Origin of the sequence: Pedobacter agri PB92, from assembly GCF_000258495.1 — a bacterium.
Classification (GTDB): Bacteria; Bacteroidota; Bacteroidia; order Sphingobacteriales; family Sphingobacteriaceae; genus Pedobacter; species Pedobacter agri.
In genome coordinates, this window is sequence record NZ_AJLG01000109.1 from 1 (window position 1) to 17442 (window position 17442).

General features: G+C 41.3%; 22 protein-coding genes and 1 pseudogene. 4 read left to right on the forward strand and 19 right to left on the reverse strand.

The window, feature by feature from the left end; genetic code table 11:
- A partial coding sequence (locus ON09_RS15415; protein WP_010601963.1) for a Gfo/Idh/MocA family oxidoreductase occupies positions 1–362 on the forward strand: 362 nt, incomplete at its 5' end.
- 758 nt (positions 363–1120) lie between these two features.
- Here the strand turns inward: ON09_RS15415 and ON09_RS15420 are convergent.
- The 11 genes from ON09_RS15420 to ON09_RS24330 all read right to left on the reverse strand — a co-directional run bounded on the left by ON09_RS15420 (position 1121) and on the right by ON09_RS24330 (position 9293).
- Positions 1121–1882 carry a nucleotidyl transferase AbiEii/AbiGii toxin family protein gene (locus ON09_RS15420; RefSeq protein ID WP_010601964.1) on the reverse strand — a complete coding sequence of 254 codons (762 nt, stop codon included), beginning with the start codon at positions 1880–1882 and terminating at the stop codon, positions 1121–1123.
- On the reverse strand, positions 1882–2163 hold the full coding sequence (locus tag ON09_RS15425) for a DUF6922 domain-containing protein (protein ID WP_010601965.1): 282 nt from the start codon (positions 2161–2163) through the stop codon (positions 1882–1884). The genes ON09_RS15420 and ON09_RS15425 overlap by 1 nt, the downstream gene beginning before the upstream one ends.
- 414 nt (positions 2164–2577) lie before the next feature.
- Positions 2578–2844, reverse strand: coding sequence for a helix-turn-helix domain-containing protein (locus ON09_RS15430; RefSeq protein ID WP_010601966.1), 267 nt, complete (start codon positions 2842–2844; stop codon positions 2578–2580).
- 342 nt (positions 2845–3186) lie between these two features.
- Complete coding sequence (locus tag ON09_RS15435) at positions 3187–3996, reverse strand: PRTRC system ThiF family protein (RefSeq protein ID WP_010601967.1); 810 nt, start codon at positions 3994–3996, stop codon at positions 3187–3189.
- Positions 3993–4703, reverse strand: a complete 711-nt coding sequence (locus ON09_RS15440) for a hypothetical protein (RefSeq protein ID WP_010601968.1) — start codon at positions 4701–4703, stop codon at positions 3993–3995. The genes ON09_RS15435 and ON09_RS15440 overlap by 4 nt, the downstream gene beginning before the upstream one ends.
- Positions 4687–5556, reverse strand: a complete 870-nt coding sequence (locus ON09_RS15445; protein ID WP_039842569.1) for a hypothetical protein — start codon at positions 5554–5556, stop codon at positions 4687–4689. Before ON09_RS15445 ends, ON09_RS15440 begins: the two co-directional genes overlap by 17 nt.
- A 292-nt stretch (positions 5557–5848) precedes the next feature.
- The gene (locus ON09_RS15450) at positions 5849–6067 is read right to left on the reverse strand and encodes a PRTRC system protein C (RefSeq protein ID WP_010601969.1); all 219 of its coding nucleotides are present in this window, start codon (positions 6065–6067) and stop codon (positions 5849–5851) included.
- 17 nt (positions 6068–6084) lie between these two features.
- On the reverse strand, positions 6085–6621 hold the full coding sequence (locus ON09_RS15455; RefSeq protein ID WP_010601970.1) for a PRTRC system protein E: 537 nt from the start codon (positions 6619–6621) through the stop codon (positions 6085–6087).
- Between the two features lie 255 nt (positions 6622–6876).
- The gene (locus ON09_RS15460) at positions 6877–7962 is read right to left on the reverse strand and encodes a DUF932 domain-containing protein (RefSeq protein WP_010601972.1); all 1086 of its coding nucleotides are present in this window, start codon (positions 7960–7962) and stop codon (positions 6877–6879) included.
- A 37-nt stretch (positions 7963–7999) separates the two neighbouring features.
- Positions 8000–8410, reverse strand: a complete 411-nt coding sequence (locus tag ON09_RS15465) for a single-stranded DNA-binding protein (RefSeq protein WP_010601973.1) — start codon at positions 8408–8410, stop codon at positions 8000–8002.
- Positions 8411–8720: 310 nt separating this feature from the next.
- The gene (locus ON09_RS24330) at positions 8721–9293 is read right to left on the reverse strand and encodes a UPF0758 domain-containing protein (RefSeq protein WP_010601974.1); all 573 of its coding nucleotides are present in this window, start codon (positions 9291–9293) and stop codon (positions 8721–8723) included.
- 127 nt (positions 9294–9420) lie between these two features.
- Between ON09_RS24330 and ON09_RS15475 the strand changes: the two genes are divergently transcribed.
- The 3 genes and pseudogenes from ON09_RS15475 (at position 9421) to ON09_RS15490 (ending at position 11455) form a co-directional block, all read left to right on the forward strand.
- Positions 9421–9822: a hypothetical protein gene (locus ON09_RS15475; protein WP_010601975.1), complete on the forward strand. Its 402-nt coding sequence runs from the start codon at positions 9421–9423 to the stop codon at positions 9820–9822.
- A 223-nt stretch (positions 9823–10045) separates the two neighbouring features.
- Positions 10046–10909: pseudogene (locus ON09_RS26855) on the forward strand (NmrA family NAD(P)-binding protein).
- 24 nt (positions 10910–10933) lie between these two features.
- Positions 10934–11455, forward strand: a complete 522-nt coding sequence (locus tag ON09_RS15490) for a hypothetical protein (protein WP_010601976.1) — start codon at positions 10934–10936, stop codon at positions 11453–11455.
- A gap of 74 nt (positions 11456–11529) precedes the next feature.
- Here the strand turns inward: ON09_RS15490 and ON09_RS15495 are convergent, their stop codons facing one another.
- The 8 genes from ON09_RS15495 to ON09_RS15525 form a co-directional block, all read right to left on the reverse strand.
- Positions 11530–11706, reverse strand: coding sequence for a hypothetical protein (locus ON09_RS15495; protein ID WP_010601977.1), 177 nt, complete (start codon positions 11704–11706; stop codon positions 11530–11532).
- 124 nt (positions 11707–11830) lie between these two features.
- Positions 11831–12601 carry a hypothetical protein gene (locus tag ON09_RS15500; RefSeq protein ID WP_010601978.1) on the reverse strand — a complete coding sequence of 257 codons (771 nt, stop codon included), beginning with the start codon at positions 12599–12601 and terminating at the stop codon, positions 11831–11833.
- 51 nt (positions 12602–12652) lie between these two features.
- On the reverse strand, positions 12653–13309 hold the full coding sequence (locus ON09_RS15505) for a hypothetical protein (protein WP_157258977.1): 657 nt from the start codon (positions 13307–13309) through the stop codon (positions 12653–12655).
- Entirely contained in the window at positions 13266–14087 is an 822-nt protein-coding gene (locus ON09_RS15510; RefSeq protein ID WP_010601979.1) for a DUF4099 domain-containing protein, read from the reverse strand. The genes ON09_RS15505 and ON09_RS15510 overlap by 44 nt, the downstream gene beginning before the upstream one ends.
- Before the next feature lie 11 nt (positions 14088–14098).
- Positions 14099–14548: a M23 family metallopeptidase gene (locus tag ON09_RS15515; RefSeq protein ID WP_010601980.1), complete on the reverse strand. Its 450-nt coding sequence runs from the start codon at positions 14546–14548 to the stop codon at positions 14099–14101.
- Positions 14549–14597: 49 nt separating this feature from the next.
- Entirely contained in the window at positions 14598–16283 is a 1686-nt protein-coding gene (locus tag ON09_RS15520) for a type IV secretory system conjugative DNA transfer family protein (RefSeq protein ID WP_238533705.1), read from the reverse strand.
- Positions 16237–16557: a YWFCY domain-containing protein gene (locus ON09_RS26165; RefSeq protein WP_238533706.1), complete on the reverse strand. Its 321-nt coding sequence runs from the start codon at positions 16555–16557 to the stop codon at positions 16237–16239. Before ON09_RS26165 ends, ON09_RS15520 begins: the two co-directional genes overlap by 47 nt.
- A 23-nt stretch (positions 16558–16580) precedes the next feature.
- Positions 16581–17442: DUF4138 domain-containing protein (locus ON09_RS15525; RefSeq protein WP_238533707.1), on the reverse strand; the 862-nt coding region annotated here is incomplete at its 5' end.

Consider the following 17442-nt stretch of genomic DNA (forward strand, 5'->3'; position numbering starts at 1 on the left):
ATGGTGTTGATGAAACCATACAGTTTCAACTCGGTTTCGCCAGTGGTGCTGTAGCATCCTGCTTATCCAGCTACAATATCAATCATCTAGATAGATTTTTTCTGAGTGGTGACAAAGGATTCGCAGAAATGCAGCCCTCAACCGGTTATGGTCCAATACGGGGAAGGACACATCAGGGAGAACTTACGCAGCCAGTAACCATTCACCAATCGGTACAAATGGACGAAATGGCCGACATTATCCTTACCAATAAAAAGCCAGTAGTTCCTGTGAACGGTGAAGAAGCTTTGAAAGACCTAAAGATTATCGATGCCATTTACCAGGCGGTGAAAACAGGAAAAAAAGTCTCCCTGACTACTTGACGAAAAGTTTATTAATCGACTTGCCTGGCCTTCTTTAAAGCGCTATAGTTTTGACGGATTGCTGCGTAACATCACAGCTTTCTGTGAAATTTGATTAATGGTAATAAAGATTTATTCTTATGTTACTACTGTCTGCTGGGCCATAAAGAAATATTTCATTTCATTTGCCACTTTCTTCTGCTTAACCTTCGAATAAACCTACGTCGATGTGGTTGCAACATATTTGAAATATATTTCCCAAAATGACCCATTCTTAAAAAAACAAAACCCCCTAAATTCACCATTTAGAGGGTTTTTTGATACAATCTGTATTTGTATTCGTCGGGATGGCAGGACGACATTTTATTTCGTAACCTACACATTTGCAAATACTTATAACACCTTTAAATTTCTTGGTGACTATTTGGTTGCTTTTAATTTAAGCTTGTTTTTAGCCAAAATTTCACTTTGAATTGCTGCTCACAAAATGAAATAAACTGTTTTTATTACTGTTAAATACTAATTATAACCTTGACTCCTGAACTTAAATAGTTATTAGCCTAAGTTCGACTTGTTAATCTAAAATCCTTATGAAATCTCTAATAAATTTCAAATTATCGAGGCCAACTTTATTGCTAGTTATGCTCCTTTATTAAATCATGAATTTTGAAAAATAATAATGATAAAATTAATATAAAAGAACGCTACATATTAGAATATAAATGTTTGATAACAAAAGTTAAACAAAAATTAAATTAATTACAAATATAATAATGTAGCTAGTTCACAGATTCAATCCCAGGAAATTCAATACCCAACTCTGTGCACAATCTGCGTATTTTTCTACGATAACTACTTTTAGCGCTCATTATATTTTTGCTGCCTTCTACAGGAATAATCCTATGATCACTATGGCTTGGCCGATCTTTTCGTTGGGATGAAGCTTTTTCAAATCTCAAGAGACTTAGTGGATCCTCGACAGGACTTATTTCCCCATCTTCATCAAAAATTGTTTTATGTTGAGGCTTATTGAAAGTCTCCTGTTTATGTTTGAGATCGTCGAGCAATTTTTTTAAGCTGATCTGCTCACTTAAATAATCCAGGTCGTAAATATCCTTGAATGCTCCGCGATTAGCTGCCGTCATCAATTTTAATAGGCCTATATCTCTAGTGGTCGCTAGGCGGGCGCCATTTATTTCTTCACCATCGTCAAGGAAATTAGTATTTTGAAGTATTTCCACTTTGATATTAAAAAAACCAGTCTTTATCCAGCATCTACTGAAAATGAACTGGTCATCTTTATTGCAAGGATAATGGTAACTACTAAGTCGATCTCCGAAATGTTCACGAAGTTCTTTTTCAATCTCATTATATCCAGACTTACCAATTATTCCTGAAAAGAAAAGGTCAATATCCACGGATTCCCGGTGGTTAAAACGTATGGCCAAATTTGTACCACCACCTAAATAAGCATTTTTTAAGCTTGAAAGTGCTTGAAGTTCGATGATTGTTTCCAGAAGTGAATCCGAAATTGCAGGCATTAATATCTGGAAAAGTGTTTTACATGATAACGGCGTGCCACTAATGTACATACCAAATTACTGATACGCTCTTTGGTTTTCTTAAGCTGAACTAGAATTTCATCATGATTGTAAAACTGCTCTAAGAGACTTATATCAACATCAAATGTATCCTCGGTTGTCGCAAAAAGTGCTCTAGGAATAATAAAATCCTTATCTGCGACGACGTCCAAGCTGGAAATATTAACATCCCAGAAAAGATGTGCTGGAAGAACTTCCGATATGTTGACTGCCGATCTCATTTATACAAAGATAAATAATAACAATTAATTTAATGAAATAAGAATTGCAAATTAATATAATATTCAATTATCTATGAGCAAATTACGTGCCTAGGTTACATGACTGCTCTATACTCCTACTGAAAGCATTTTCAAAGAAACTTAGAATTAAATACAAAAAGTCTCACAACTTTTATTTGAAGCTAAGTTTTTTTAACAGATCAAAGCCAGGCGGTCTGATAAGACAGGCTGCTATAAGCTTCCTCAGATTTTGGTAACAAAGTCGTAGGTAAAGCTATTAACAGAAAGCATTGGTCATGGTCCAATTGAAGATCATCGTCGCATAACTAGTGCAACAAAAAGCCTTATTATACAATAATGCAAAAGTTATATTTTTTCTAATGCTAAAGTAACTAAATAATTAAATTTCTCATGCTATCTATTGTCCATCAGTATAGCAATGTCCTCATACTTATAATACATCAACCCACCAATTCTCGTATACCGCAATGTTCCGTTTTGCCTATATGTACTAAGTGTTCCTTTAGAGATTGATAAAAGCTGACAGACCTCATAACTTTTTAACCACTGTTTATTTACCGAAATTTTTTGGCCGTGAAACCTGATCCTATTTAACTCTGCAAAGATCTCCTCTTTTAGCTTTTCTATATCAGCTTTGGTCACAATTTGTGAAATGTCCATATCATCTATCTTTTAAATTCTGTAAAAGTAATAATGATAAACAGCCTCAAAATTTATAGACCGAATTGGGCTCAATTGAGCCCAAATTGAACTGACTATGGCCTGGCGAATAATGACAACTGACAGCCTGACATGAACCGATTGATTGAAAATTATTAAAAGATTAAAGAAATTTACAAATTTGATAATTATTTTTTTAAATAATTTATAATCAGTATTTAAAGCCACCTACCTAAATAATAAATGAAATTGAATTATCTTGAAATTTGCTAAAGGCTGCATCTAAACAGCCGAGTGTTTGCAGAACACGAGGCTTTCGTCCGTCCAACGGACCGCCGAATTTCAAATGATCAGATCGGGATGGGCTGAGTTCGGTAATCTGCAATATTTAAAAAAAAATCCTCTACTCATAAGCATCCCTTCTTTAAACATCTTCCACAGTAAAGATGCGCCAATATTGGCAAGTGCCGAATTAATGAAAAGATCTTGTTTTTCTAAGGCCTCCGCTAAAGAGCAACTCGGTGTTGGATCATTATCCTCTGACTCAGCTAATAGTGACGGATATTCCGCAAGCCATGAGGGCAATACCCCAACTGTATTAAATTGTTTCGATTCTGGCTGCGCTATCTCACCTATGGTTGAAAGCAGGACCTGTCCTGTTTCTTTGCTATTCCCACAATCAAGCAGATATAAATTACTATCCCGTTGTGCGCTTTTGCGCTCGGCAGAACAAAGCAATGCCTCAATGTTGATTCGGGATTCAACCGTATCCACGCAGGAAACCGTAATATTCGCCATTCGATTTTCACAAGGCTTCTTATCGGTTCGCTCAAACCTTTGGGGAATTGCTTTCCAATTTGTACCAAAAAACCTGTTAATGCGGTTAATCAAGACCACGGCTTTGTTCAGTCCGATCTCTTGAGAGGTAAACAATTGCCTGGCGAGGTTAGCCTTCTGCACGATATCATCATCAAAAACATTCACCTGCAAACCTGCATGACCAAGCGCAATCAATGCCTGATTGATTCGGGCGAGGGCAGTCAGCATCTGACTACCTGTTCCTCCTGCCCCGATCAGATTCACAGAAACAGGATTCGTCGGACTAATTAAGTATGGGTAAACAATATGCACCCTTTTCTTTGCTGCATTCATCTAATGATATCCTTTAATAATTTTGGAAACTTTTTTAACTGCCTTAGGGGAAATGGATTTTCTGTATTGATTTGCTCTTGCCAAAGCTGAATGATGTTACCATTTACAGGAGAAACGCCTTGCAGTAAATGACTGAAAGCTGAACCAAAGTAAAGCTTCTCCCAATGCAACATAAAGAAATCAAGGTCAACATTTAAAGAAAATTTAATATCAACATTTCCCATGCAAATCCTGCCATCTGAGTAAATATTAAAAAACGGTGCTTGATACAGTATGGTTTCTAAATTGGGTCGATCGTTATAGGCCAAAGCCCATAGGGACAAACCATTTTTTGATGCTTTCCAAAGCAACGGAGGTACATGAGCTTCTCCATCAGAAATTCCCAAATCGCTTTTAAAGATCAGATGCCTTTTCATCTCCGGGGTATACCAAATAACAATACCATCCCCGCTCCTGTCAATATACAACACCCGATCGGGTATTAGTCCCGCTGTACAAAGAAAACCGTCTGCATTTTCCTGCTTTGATTTCATCGATTCGGATAGTGCGTTACTTTCCCTCTGCGACAAAGGGTGTGCGTTGATTGGTCTGCCCAATGCATCCATATCATAGGATTCCACATAAAGGTCATCCTTTTCGTTTTGATAAAAAAGCAAAGCCTTGAAAGGCATATAGCTTTGTGAAAATAAATCAGTGATGTTTTTCATGTGCGAAGTCATATAGGTTATCGGATAAATCGTTGAGCAGATCAAAAAATTCTTGATCAAAACTCATGTTATGCGAGATTTGATTTTGCGGTTTATCAAATAGCTGTATACTCATCGGCTCATCGATCTCATTATATTCCTGCAGTTCGCAATTGACTGTTTCCATCAACTGATCATACAAACAATCTTCACCACTCCAAATAAACGAAAGGTAATGCTCAGCGGTAATCCTCCCTTCTCCATCAATACGGTTTAGATCATCCGGAATACTGTCCAAAATGGAGCGGCCTGGGTAAATATTAATTAGGGTAGATACACGGTAAGCAATAGCTTTCAGATTTTCTTCGGTTTTTGTTGTCGGGTAAAATTGGCTTACCTGATCATCCAATAAAGCCAACTGATCTTTATCACTTAAAGATTTAAGTAGTTCGCCTGATTCCCTTTTTATCAATTGAATATGATCTATTACATGCTGATAATCTTCAGGATATTCGCAAATTTCTTCATCGCTATACCATTCATTAATCATCTGATAAACATCGTAGAGATAACTGCTGTGCTCTCGAAAATATGGAATGCCACCAATCTGATAAAAATAGCAAAGTACTGATAGTAAAAGCTGTGCCGCCGGCTTCCGGTCCCTTTGTTGAAGCAAAAAATGCAACGGTTCAATGGGCAGGTAGTAAAGTGTTGCTTTGGTATCAAAGACTTTTGTAATAGCCAGGGTTGGAAGATTGAACTCCCTTGTAATTACAAGCACATTGGCATCATGATCAATTTCACCGATTTGCTGCTGCAGGTCCTCAACCAACTTTGCCACATTCTGCGGATATATGAGATGTTCATAGTCCAACAGTTTTATCCCATAGAGATCACAGAGGTTTCGGGCAGCACAAAAAACACTATTCGCTACTTTACTACCTGCATTGATTGCCTTCGAGTAACCATTTACCAGTGGCGCAAAAGAGTGGCTTAAAAAACCATTTCCACTATCGTCGGTGGTGCGCTTTTTCGCTCGTGGCTTATCACTTCCGAGAGATCGGCTCTTTTATTACAGGATTGGACGAACTGCCCTAACATTTGATGTAGCCGCCATGCTTTGCTGTAAGATTTGATCCTGATACATTTTGCTTTTCCTTTCATGATTATCCCTTCGTTCCAAGAGTGGTAATAAATCTATATTCTATTTCATCCCCCTTAATCTCCGGGCCTTCAATCTTAGCTGTGGTCAGGATGGGGTATGTACCCGAATAAAAGTTCATGACTTCTTCGGGAGTCATTTTGTTGGAAGGATCAGAAAGCTTGACCTCATTATCTCTGTCCTTAAAACTAAATACTCTTGGTAATATGCTAGCTGTTAACATAATAAATGTCGTTATTTCTACAATAAGGTTAGTTGTTTCAATCTCCACTCCAGGTCAATCCTGAGTTTTCCAATCTCTGCCTTTTTATCGGGATAATCTTCTACAGCGGGAATCATAACTACAGCTTCTGCATATTTACAGGCTGCATTGAGTACATTTATTTCTTTCAGAATATCCTCAAACTTTGGCTTATTAGAAATCATTTCCGCAGGCTTTAGCTTTTCTGTATTCACAGTTTGCTTTTCGGCTTTGGGTTTAACGACTATTTTTGACTTTGCTTCTTCAAGCCCCTTGTTGTAGGCGGAAATATTGACAAACAGCGACCTAGTTTCCGCAACAGGTTGAATTAAGCCGTCGAGAATCCCCTCGCCAATCTCCTGCGCTGTGCCTTTAAAAACCATTGGAGGTAATTGATTATTTTTAAGACTATCCCTATCCTGCGATTTCAATACCACAGAAACGATCAGTTCATTTCCTGAGGAAAAGTTCACGTTGATTACCCATGCGCCTGCATCATGCAAACGCTGTAATGCTTGAAAAAAATTAGTTCTCATCGTCTTTGTTTGATTAAATAAGTTCCCCTTCGCTTAGAAGTTCGCACCTCATATCCGTTATTTTCAATAATGCTTTTAATAATATGCTCGGCGTGTCTGATACGCACGGCATCCCCTCCCGAAATTTGAAGGAAGTCTAGACTGGAAAAAAAACGGAGTGATCTGGAGATTTCCTGTAAAGCTTTTCTTTCGGTGGTTTCGGCCAATATACTCATGATGTTTTATTTATGGGGCGGCATGACCGCCCCTTGTGAATTAGTTGAACTGAAAAGAAATGTTATCGTTTGTGCCTAGGTCTAAACAAAGATCAAAAGCTACCTGTCCCCTCTGCTTGGCTGTCCCTTCAATGATGGATTTGAATTTAGCTTCATTGTCTTTAAACTTGCGCATGTTCTGAAAATAACCCGTCACCGCATTGTATGCCCCAAACAAAGTGCCTTTGGTGGTATCAAGCAATTGTGAAGCATCGTTCATAGCGTAATCAAACACATCATCCACCATATTTTTATACGCGCTTGAGGTTTCATCAACTGTACCATTGCGCAGCTTATCCAATACTTCCTTATTTGGTGCCATTGCCAACTGCACTAATTTTTTCACTTCAGTATCACTGATGCGCACCTTTGCCCAATGATTGAAAATCTGCTGCACTTCATCTCCGATCCTCCCCGAAATACCCATAAGTGTATGGGCTTGTTTCAATCTTTCGCCTGCGCCCGAAGAATGGCGGATTCGTATGGAACTCGTAGAAGAACGCAATGCAGCGTTCAAAGTATTATTACAAACGATCCTCACAGGCGTAAAAGCAGCGGTAATACTGCCAAATCCATCATGTGAAGTGGTCAGGAATAAATATTGTTCAATGAGATCATGCTTTCCCACTTTGATATAAGAAGGAAGCTTTGCCGTGATAAAAATCCGTTCGCCTTTGCCCAAAGCACCTGCTGTTTCATACAGGATGCCCTCGCCACCGCCAACAATGCTATCAAAAAAAGTGAAAGCATCACGGTTCTGCACCACGCCGTAATCCTTGCCCACTACCCCCAAAACCGTGTCGGAATCAGTGCGCACCGTGGCAAAGTAATCAGAAACGGGAATGTCAGAAGAAGCCCCGAACAAAATCGCATCGGGATCGGGTTCATTAAGCAAGCGCAGGTTTGCACTATCCACAGTAAACAGGGGGCGTTTCTCCACTGAATAGTCAAGCCCCGCAAATTGCAGCGCTTCTGCTGCCGTTGGATAGTCTTCCACAATAGTTCCCAATCCATGCCATGCTTTTTCCCGTACCGAGAAAAAGCTGTGTCTGTCTGTTCTTTGGTTATAAGCTAAATTGTGTGCCATAATCGTATCGTCTAAAAATTAAAGAATCAGTTAAAAATTAAAATGGCAGATCCTCATCAATGCCTTCAAAAGTTGAATTAGCTTGCGCTGCAGCAATCATTTCCACTTCCTTCGCCACAACGTTCGGCAGCTCTCCACTACGGGCAGTACCGCCCAATAACTTGATTTCCGAAGTGTGAAACGTGAGCGACGCTTTGGCTTCATTGTTCCCACTCATGTAGGCGTTCACACCGATACGCCCGTAAAGCTGCACCCAACCTCCTTTTTTCAGGTACTCCGCAATCCCCGTATTCAGCCAATATGAGCAGTCAATAAAAGTGGTGATCTTCTTTTGCTCCCCGCCAGAACGAAATGTGTCATTGATTGCAATAGAAAAGCCTACAACCTTTCTGTCTTCGCTTACTGTTCTAACCACTGCATCAGCGGTCAATCTTCCTGTGATTTCCATCGTTAAAAAATTAAGTTTTACATTTTTTTATTTCCTTTCCCTTTTCCCAAAAAATCTTTTCAAAAGAAAAAACGGAAAAAAGAAAGTCCGGAAAAACGGGTGCAAAGCACGCGAAGTGCTATAAGTCCCGGAGGGTGATCAAGGCGAAGCCTCGATCATTATGCGCACGCAGCAAGCGGAGCGCCCGAAATTCACGGCCTTTTTATCCGTTTCGTTGAAAAGTTTATATGCGTTATTCCGGCAACACGCCTGTATTCAACTCAGCCAGACCTAAGTCCAAACAAATGTGACCGCTCATTAATTATTCGCCTTAACTAACCGCACACATCCTTCTTCCCAATTCTAGTGCGGCCAGAATCGCAGACGATTTAGCAATTCCGATCCCGTTAAAACGGGAAAGGGTTTTGTGATCCTGGCCAGCCAGCAAGTCCAATCTGCCACCGGCAGCCTTCAAAATTCCCTCACAAAGTGCAACAGCACTCTGGTCAGGTCTTCCGGACCCAATTAACATGGCCATCAATTCCGCATCACTAAGTGCATCTGTTCCATGAGCGACAAACTTTTCACGTGGACGCATATCAGGATTCCAGCTTTTGATCCCCCTGACTCCCTTTTGAAAAGTTAACCTCGGACTATTTTTATATTCAGATTCTTCCAGATGTAAATGGGCGGCAGAATGAAACAAGGAAGAAAATGCAGAGATTAAAAAGTGGAAGTCTTCCTCAAACACCACGACATTTGACCGTTTGTAGCCGCCGTTTTGCAGCTTGTCACTACGTGTAATGCAGATATAATTGCTATCGTTTACGGCTCGTTTGAAGTCAATGAAATAGTTTCTTTTTCCAGATGAAAAGTTTTCGGTCGTCAAATTTTGATTTTTCATACTCCTGTCTATCAATTTTGGTACACACAAATTTGTAGATTTGATTTCTGGCTAATCGGTTGTATATTAGGCTATCCGATCAGATCGGATAAAAAACGGATAGCAAAAACCCTATTATTTATTCAAGATGCAACGACTCAGAGAAACCCAGCGACTCTGCAGTTATCAGTACTGCGGCAATCCATTCGATGGAAGAAGTGATAAAATTTTCTGCAGCGACCAGTGCCGCAACCGGGCAAGACGAGACCAGCTAAAACAAGACCGATGGAATGCCCCTCTATTCTTTACGAAGATCAATGACATTCTTCGGAAGAATCATACCATCCTTGAAAAACTATACAAGCAAAAGGGAGACTCGATCGTTGTCACTGGCTATCTTTTAAGAGAAAGCGGTTTCAATTTCGAATTCAATACGAGGATATTAAAGACCACTAAGGGAACCTATAGATTTTGCTTTAACTACGGATGGGTTGAATTAGAAAACAGCGACATTCTTATTGTAAAAAACGACAAAATGGTAGCCATCTAATTTGAAAATTTAATCTCAGATTTGTTTAACCTGGTATTTAAACGCTAAAATTAATAATACTACAACAAGAATTGGGTGCTAACATACCACTCTTTTATTCCTTAGGCCTATGCGTCTCTGACAGATGGATTTACCAATAGTTTAAGAAAAGCATGCATGCGCTATCGCATGTACTAAAAGTTGATCTATAAAACTTATCCCCGCTGTTGAAGGTTTATTAATGATGAAACAAACCTATGCCATATTAGGGGGAACCGGGCACATCGGCTCCGTACTTTCTGATCTGCTTTTAAAAGCGAACATGCAAGTCACAACTATCGGCCAAAATGCCGATAAGCAAAAACAGTGGATCGCCAAGGGAGCCCATTACGAAATAGCCGATATCCTGGATAGCGAAAAACTTCATAGCATCTTCCGAAAAGCAGACCGCATTTTCATTCTTAATCCGCCGGCAGACCCTTAGGGAGACGCCGAGAGCCAGGAGATCAAGCAGGCAGATAGCATTGTTAAAGCTCTGAAAGGCCTGAATCCGCAAAAAATTGTACTTGCTTCCACCTATGGTGCAAGGGAAGGAATAAACATATTTGATCTCGGTACACTTTACCGGCTCGAACAGGCATTACAAAAATTAGGGTTGCCACTGGCGATCATCAGGAGCGCATACTATATGAGCAACTTTGACCTACCTGCGGAGATGGCAATTCAGAGCGGAAAACTCTCCACGTTAATCCCCGCGGATTTAAAAATTCCCATGGTTGCACCAAAAGATATTGCTACCCTCGCAGCAGCATGCTTACAGGATGCCAGAACCGGAATTTTTTACATCCAGGCAAAAGATGAATATTCGGCGGAAGATGTGACCAGGATCCTTACGACAATCAGCAATAAGAAGATCACACCTCACGAAATCCCCGAAGAAAAATGGTCAAGCTATATGCAGGAAAATGGTTTTTCAAGCAACTCAGTTGAATCCTTTATCGGAATGACCAGGCTCACCATAGATGAAAAGTTTCAGGCTCCAAATCCAGAAACCGGCCAGACAACCCTTGAGGAATACCTAAAGCAAACAATCAAGATACCAGAATAAAAACACCAGCTGCAACAGGATTATATGGCACGACGAAAAAACATCCGCTCTAAAGAACAATACCATTCTGCATATGAACTGGAAAAATCCGGCAACCAGATTGCTGCACTTAAGGGCTACCAGAAAGCCGTCGCGACCGACCCCACAAATGTCCAGGCCTGGAACAGACAGATCATTATTTTCCGCAAAACCAAAACAAAACAACAGGAAATTAACCTGATCAAAACCGCTATCGCCGAATATCAAAAAACCATCGAAAGCAATTACCAGAACTGGCTCAAATCGCACCAGGAAAAAGCGGAGCACACCCTTGAATTGGCAAAGGTATTAGGTCTTCTCGAAACAAGCGGTATGCCCAAAACCGAACACGCAATCCTGGATAAATGGGAAACCAGAAAATATCTATTGGAATACCGCGTTAAAAACGCTCGTCCGAAAAAAGCAAAATCAATTAAAAATACTATCGACGCGAAGCCAGTTAAAAAGAAAAACAACAAAACTGCTAAGCCGATGCCGAAAATTCAGTCGAAACGAATTGGTAAGTAGCAACCATAAAACAATCATGCCCCAGCCCGAATCCGGACTGGGGCATGATTCCCAAAACAGCAATCTTAATTTGATTACTTCGTATTTTTCTTTTCTGTTACCTCAGCTCTGATTTCCTGAGCAAGGTTTTTTAGGTCCTGCATACCCTTACGAACACGTGTTCCGGCAGCAGCATTTCCTGCATTGTAAAACTTTTCAGCATCAGTCTCAACTGAAGCCACCAGCTCTTTAATTTTTGCAAATTTTTCCATAATAGATAATATTTAAGCGGCAAATATATTAGAATCCACCAAATCCGCAAAAATCCAGACGTAACAAAGCAGGGGGCAAAAGCCCCCTGCTAAGCCTCAATAAAACTAAAACTCAATACAAAGACTATCTGCCCCTGCCCTTTTTTGTTTCCATCACCACTTCAGGTTCCTGGACTACTGCCTCACCGGCTACTTCTTTTTGGTCAACCGCCTTGCTGTACACCGACTTCATACCCGCATCATAAAAGTCCAGAGTCTTGTACTGCGGATTCGCCGCTACAAAACCTTTGATTTCCCTGCCATCCTTGGAAAAAGAAACCTCATGCACATTACCACGCTGCAAAGACTTCATCAACTGATCCTTAAAGCCCGGTTTTTCAAGATCAGCAATCATGAAACGGTCAATGGTTGCGGAAAGATCAAAACCATATTTCTCTCCAAAGTTTTTCATGGCAAATTTTCCATCCACCTTTTCTCCAAAATCAAGCTTCAGCCATAGGTTCGCTTTTTCACCACTCTTGAGTACCACATCTTTATTGACCGAACGGTCAGAAAGCAGGTTGAATGATTCTTTGGCCGTAACTCCCTTACCCTTATTGATATAGAAAACCTGCGAAAGAGGCTCGGCACCACTTGCTCGTTGCAAAGTTGCTTCAAAGTTATTAAAGAAATACATGTTGGTTTCCTTACTCCTTGAAAAGTTTAGTGCGTACGACATCTTATCAGCCAGTTCCGGTTTATCCTTATTGACAGGATCAGGCATCGAAATGGATGTCTCTAACTTAAATTCAGGCAAAGCCTTTCCAATGGATTCCTTCAGCGCCGCATTCAGCTGCTCTCCAAAACCCAGGTACTTGAGATTATTCTGCAAATACCCTAAATTCTCTTCATTCATAGATTAAAGATTTAAGATTAAAAAATTAAGATTTATAAATTGTATTTGTATTTAGCTACCAAAGCGCAGTTGATCCAGAAAACTGTCGGCCCCCGAGGGTCTCTTCATACTGGAATAATCCCGGAAGCCCGTAGCCTGCTTAAAACGGGAAAGACTGAACCCCTCTACTGGGAAGATATAAAAACGGCCACGAAATTGGCAGCATAGCTGATCTTCCAAAAGCCGAAAATTAATGGAGAAACCCTTTACTGAAACACAGATTTTCACGGCTTGCAGGACATCCAACAGGTCCCTCCCAAACAGCAAATTAATTTTTCTGCCAAAACAAAACTCCGGAACAGCGCCAGGGAGCGGACAATTCAGTCCAAAAACAATCCAGCAGGATTGATCCAGATCAGCGAACTTGCTATTCTGCAACATTGCAAAAGCAACCGCTTCCATGGCTGAAGCGCAGACATACAGCGAACTGCAGGTGAACAAACCTGGTGAACAGTACCAGATCCCCGATGACATTGCCATCTGGTGCTTGCCGGAATCAAAACTTTCCGAAATGCCATCAGAAAACACAAAATCCAGTTTTCCATCAAGCCCCCTTTCATAAATACCTTTAAAGTACCGTTCCAAAACTCCATCAATAGATTCAGCCACCTCAACACCAAAGGAATTACCTCGAGAATCCAGACCGTCCATAACTACGTTGCTGTTCATTTTTACCAGAGATCGCTTCCACTGAATCCACTCTTTCTACCAGATGGGTATGCCCGCCTTCTGCTGGTTTCTCAAAACGAGCTAGTGCTTTTGAATAAGCTTTTCCAAGCGATTTCTCCTGCATTGTTTCCCCTTGTTTATCAATCAAGGCGTTCAGCCCCTGATAAAGCAGGTAAGAAATTCCGCCATCCATTAGTAACGATACCACCAGCGCCATTCGGTTGCTTCGAAATCCTTCCGGGGCTGTACCACTGGCCTGAACCATCGAACCGTCCGGCATCTCAATTTGCCTGCCAGATAAATACCGGTCCTTTTGATAAGGCGTTAAGGGCTGCCCGTTAATTTCCAATGGGGTCTGGATCTTAGAAGTATCCGTGATCACAAACTCACGGGTGTTCCAGTCATACTCAATAAGCATATCACGTTGCATTCCTCCGCGTTCCAAGGATTTCACGACATTCGCTTTCAGTCCGGTCAGCAGCTGATCTGCTTCATTGGATGAAATGAAAGAAGGGGTAATCGCCTGCTTATACACCGGATGGACCAACAGGTCCGGATGACCTAAGCTATCCCTTGAAAGTGAAAGCTTTACATCCATTTCCTTAATTTCCACCCCCGACCTGAAGATATTTTCCAATCTGATCAGATTGGTTCTTGATCCTGATAGCAGCGCATGAATATCTCTGCGATCCAGTAAAATTTCCTCTCCCTTGACCAGCCCAATCTCCCGGAGCTGATCCATCGGGAGATCTTTTTCATTCAAAATTTCCCCGTACATATGTTAAAAATTTAATGTTTAAGATTGTTGTTTAACTCGCTCAGGAACCTGAGCGGATTAATTGTCCGGCCTGAATGTTTCACCCCAAAGTGAAGATGCGGTCCGGTCGTCCGGCCTGATTCACCACTGATGGCTATCGCATCTCCAGCACTAATCTGCTGTTCAGGAATGACCAACACCAGAGACAGGTGACCATAAGTTAAAATAAAATTACCGCTTTGAATTCGAACAAATTTTCCAATTACAGGGCCGAAACCGACATCCAGAATCTCCCCATCCAGCACTGCATACACCGGCTCATAAAAAGCCCGGAGATCAATGCCATAATGAAACTTGCTGCGCTCCCCCGTTACCGGATGTGTTCTGGGTCCGTAGCCGGAGGTAAGGGCAAAAGATTTTATTGGAAATGCAGCAGCAATACCAAAATCATTATCTAAACTGGTCTCTTGTCCCCAGACCAAACCGATCTGACCAAAAAAACAGACCAGAAACCAATTAAAAAGAAATGCTTTACCTGAACAACCCCACCAGATCCTCCATTTCCTGATTGATGCGTAAAAAATTGCTGCGCAGAATCTGTTCCTTCCTTCCGCCAAAATCATAAAAGATCGGCAACTCCTGATATCCCTTCTCTTCATCATCAATTTCTTTTAAGTTCAAGTTCACCCTGCAATTGACCGCTGAGGTTTCAAATTTTCCAGTATAGTCCCCTTGCGCATCCGCGGCAATGATGCCCACCATTTCTCCAGCGCCGAGCGAAGCGATCTTACCAGCGGGAATCAGCACATCCAGTTTTTCGTTAATGGAAACCGACACCTTGCTTCGGTCTATTGACAAACTCTCTCCCCGCTGCTTGCTTTTTCCAAAAATCCGCTCCAGCCAGTCCAGCGTTTCTTTATTGCGAACCGATCCTGAAAGCACATTTCCGACCACTGCAGTAATTGTCGTTGCCGTATCTTTTCCGTATTGCTGCTTGAACTGTGGCAATTCCTGAAGTCCCATCAGCACCGCTACTTTATTGGACCGTGCTGTGGCAATCAGGTTTTCAATCCGGTGCACAAATAATGTTGGCACTTCATCCAAGATCAAAGCTGAAGGCAGATTGCCTTTGGTATTGATCAGACGCGTGAGCCTGTTCAATACAACCGAATAACAAGCTGAATTGATATTCTGGGTATTGGGATCATTGGCCAATACCAATATGGAATGCTTTTTCCTGTCTGAAATCTTCAATTCGAAATCATCGCCAGAGAAAACCCAATACGTCTCTTTGGTAGCCATCCTGGAAATAAAGATTTTAAGCGTTCCTACCTGCCCTTCCAGCTGATCAAAAGCCTTAGCGGTAAATGCAGACATAAAAGGAGATAGCAGTGAAACCAACTCAGGTTCAGAAAACAGCGTATTGAAAATCTCTTCATAACTTCTGTTCAGAAATGACAGGATATGGGGCAGTGAAGAATACTTTCCTTTTTCGTGACGACTCAGGAAATATATGGCTGAAGCCAGAAAGTTGATTGCAGACTGTGTAAAAAAAGCATCGCTTCCACTCGCCTTATCCCCTTTCTTCAATGCCTCCACTAAAGCTTCCGCAGTTTCAGAGGCATCAGCCAGCGTACGGATGTAATCCGCACGGAGCGGGTTAATGCGCCTGCTTCTCTCCACCTCATTTAAATTGATGACATGAAAAGAAACATCGTTCAGCTTTCCAGATTTCTTGCCTAAAAGATAATGGTAGTAGGCAATCTTGCCAAGGTCCGGATGTTTAAAATCATATAAACAGATTGAAAATGCCTTTGCAATCAATTGCCGGATAAAGGGGTTCACCACCGAGAAACTCTTTCCGGACCCCGGCGTACCGATCAGCAATGTCGCCCGGAAAGGATTGACCAGATTGATCCAGCCCTTTCTCACCCGTTGCTTAAAATAAAATAACATGGGGATATTGACTGAATAGGGCGTTTCGATTTTCCGGACCTGCTGCATGAAACTTTCACCTTCTATATTCCATTGATCTTTTCCCAATCCAGATTTCAACATCTTTGAAATATTGTCCATCGAAAGACTGATCAGTATCGCACCAAACAGTGAACTGCCCATATAAAGCAACTCATGCCAATGGGTGCAGCTGAACACTATTCCGGAGGACAGGCTAAAAAGATATAAACTCCCGAAATACAACAGCAGTCCAATAGCCAAAGGATACACAATGCTTTTTTTTAGGATCCAGCTCAGGGGATTTCTTCGCCAGCGTCCCAATACTGACCAGGCAAATTAGTAACAATATCAAGAGCTTGGAATAAATGAGCTGCTGGTAAATAGGTATCTCAGCGATACGTAAAATGGCTACCCGGAACAATCCCCAGAATGGTGCATCTTCATAGATAAAAACCGCAAATTCGACAAATAGAAAAAAGTAAATCAGGCACTGCATAAACCCATGCAGCTTCTGAATTTCCCTGGTCTCTTCCATGTGCTAATGTTTAAATCTGAGTACTAGTAGACAATTGCGTCCGCGTCGAGCACATCGCTGTAACGTATCGGAAAGCTGATACTTCTTCCGGAAAGTTGTTTTTCGCTCAACTGTACCTTCAAAATCTTATTGCCGGGAAACGTGAACTTTTTAAACACAAAAACATTCCTGTAAAGCCGTTTAAAAGATCCGGTATCGAAGAGTGAAACATCCGGAACTATGGGTACCGACTGTGAATTGGTTGCCTTCGCGATTTTTTTATCTTCCAGCGAAAAACTGAGCTGATCAATATCATAATCAATATTGCTCTTGTTGTAAAAGCTCAGGTCAATAAAAATGTAATCGCCCAGTGTACCAATCTTATTCAGCCGGGCTTTGATCCCATAGCGATGCTCACGGGTTTGGAAGATCCCTTTAGTAGATTTGAGCAGGTCGCATGCCAGCCCTTTCAACTCCTGTTTACCCAACTTTCCTTTCCTGACACCAAAAGGTTTCCAGTCCTCCGGACCAATCCTGATGCTTGGACAAAAGACGCTATCTGGAAAGGGATGGTTATACATGAGTCGGAACTGGACGAATCCTCGCTCGCTGACTAAAGTAAGTACGCCATCGCCATGACCAATGCTCGTGCTGTCAGCCAGACTCACGCGGATCAAACCATCAGTTGGCTGGTCCAGCTTAACCCCTGAGCGTGAACTGTTCAAATAGCTGACAGGCTGATCCGAAAGGAGATGCACAGAAACTGATTTTTTCAGAAAGATCACCGGCAGATCTGTCAAGACCGAAGACTTCAAACTTTGCGAATAAGTCAATGAAATATAGAGACAGCACAAAGCCGTCAGAAAAATTATCTTTTTCATCACGAATGTTGAATAGTGTGTACGT

Coding starts and splice junctions, on each gene's coding strand:
- ON09_RS15510 (WP_010601979.1), bottom strand. CDS start 14,087: ATGTACGGGGAAATTTTGAATGAAAAAGATCTCCCGATGGATCAGCTC.
- ON09_RS15455 (WP_010601970.1), bottom strand. CDS start 6,621: ATGAGAACTAATTTTTTTCAAGCATTACAGCGTTTGCATGATGCAGGC.
- ON09_RS15495 (WP_010601977.1), bottom strand. CDS start 11,706: ATGGAAAAATTTGCAAAAATTAAAGAGCTGGTGGCTTCAGTTGAGACT.
- ON09_RS15505 (WP_157258977.1), bottom strand. CDS start 13,309: ATGAACAGCAACGTAGTTATGGACGGTCTGGATTCTCGAGGTAATTCC.
- ON09_RS15430 (WP_010601966.1), bottom strand. CDS start 2,844: ATGGACATTTCACAAATTGTGACCAAAGCTGATATAGAAAAGCTAAAA.
- ON09_RS15450 (WP_010601969.1), bottom strand. CDS start 6,067: ATGTTAACAGCTAGCATATTACCAAGAGTATTTAGTTTTAAGGACAGA.
- ON09_RS24330 (WP_010601974.1), bottom strand. CDS start 9,293: ATGAAAAATCAAAATTTGACGACCGAAAACTTTTCATCTGGAAAAAGA.
- ON09_RS15490 (WP_010601976.1), top strand. CDS start 10,934: ATGGCACGACGAAAAAACATCCGCTCTAAAGAACAATACCATTCTGCA.
- ON09_RS15500 (WP_010601978.1), bottom strand. CDS start 12,601: ATGAATGAAGAGAATTTAGGGTATTTGCAGAATAATCTCAAGTACCTG.
- ON09_RS15435 (WP_010601967.1), bottom strand. CDS start 3,996: ATGAATGCAGCAAAGAAAAGGGTGCATATTGTTTACCCATACTTAATT.
- ON09_RS26165 (WP_238533706.1), bottom strand. CDS start 16,557: ATGGAAGAGACCAGGGAAATTCAGAAGCTGCATGGGTTTATGCAGTGC.
- ON09_RS15475 (WP_010601975.1), top strand. CDS start 9,421: ATGCAACGACTCAGAGAAACCCAGCGACTCTGCAGTTATCAGTACTGC.
- ON09_RS15440 (WP_010601968.1), bottom strand. CDS start 4,703: ATGAAAAACATCACTGATTTATTTTCACAAAGCTATATGCCTTTCAAG.
- ON09_RS15460 (WP_010601972.1), bottom strand. CDS start 7,962: ATGGCACACAATTTAGCTTATAACCAAAGAACAGACAGACACAGCTTT.
- ON09_RS15465 (WP_010601973.1), bottom strand. CDS start 8,410: ATGGAAATCACAGGAAGATTGACCGCTGATGCAGTGGTTAGAACAGTA.
- ON09_RS15420 (WP_010601964.1), bottom strand. CDS start 1,882: ATGCCTGCAATTTCGGATTCACTTCTGGAAACAATCATCGAACTTCAA.
- ON09_RS15425 (WP_010601965.1), bottom strand. CDS start 2,163: ATGAGATCGGCAGTCAACATATCGGAAGTTCTTCCAGCACATCTTTTC.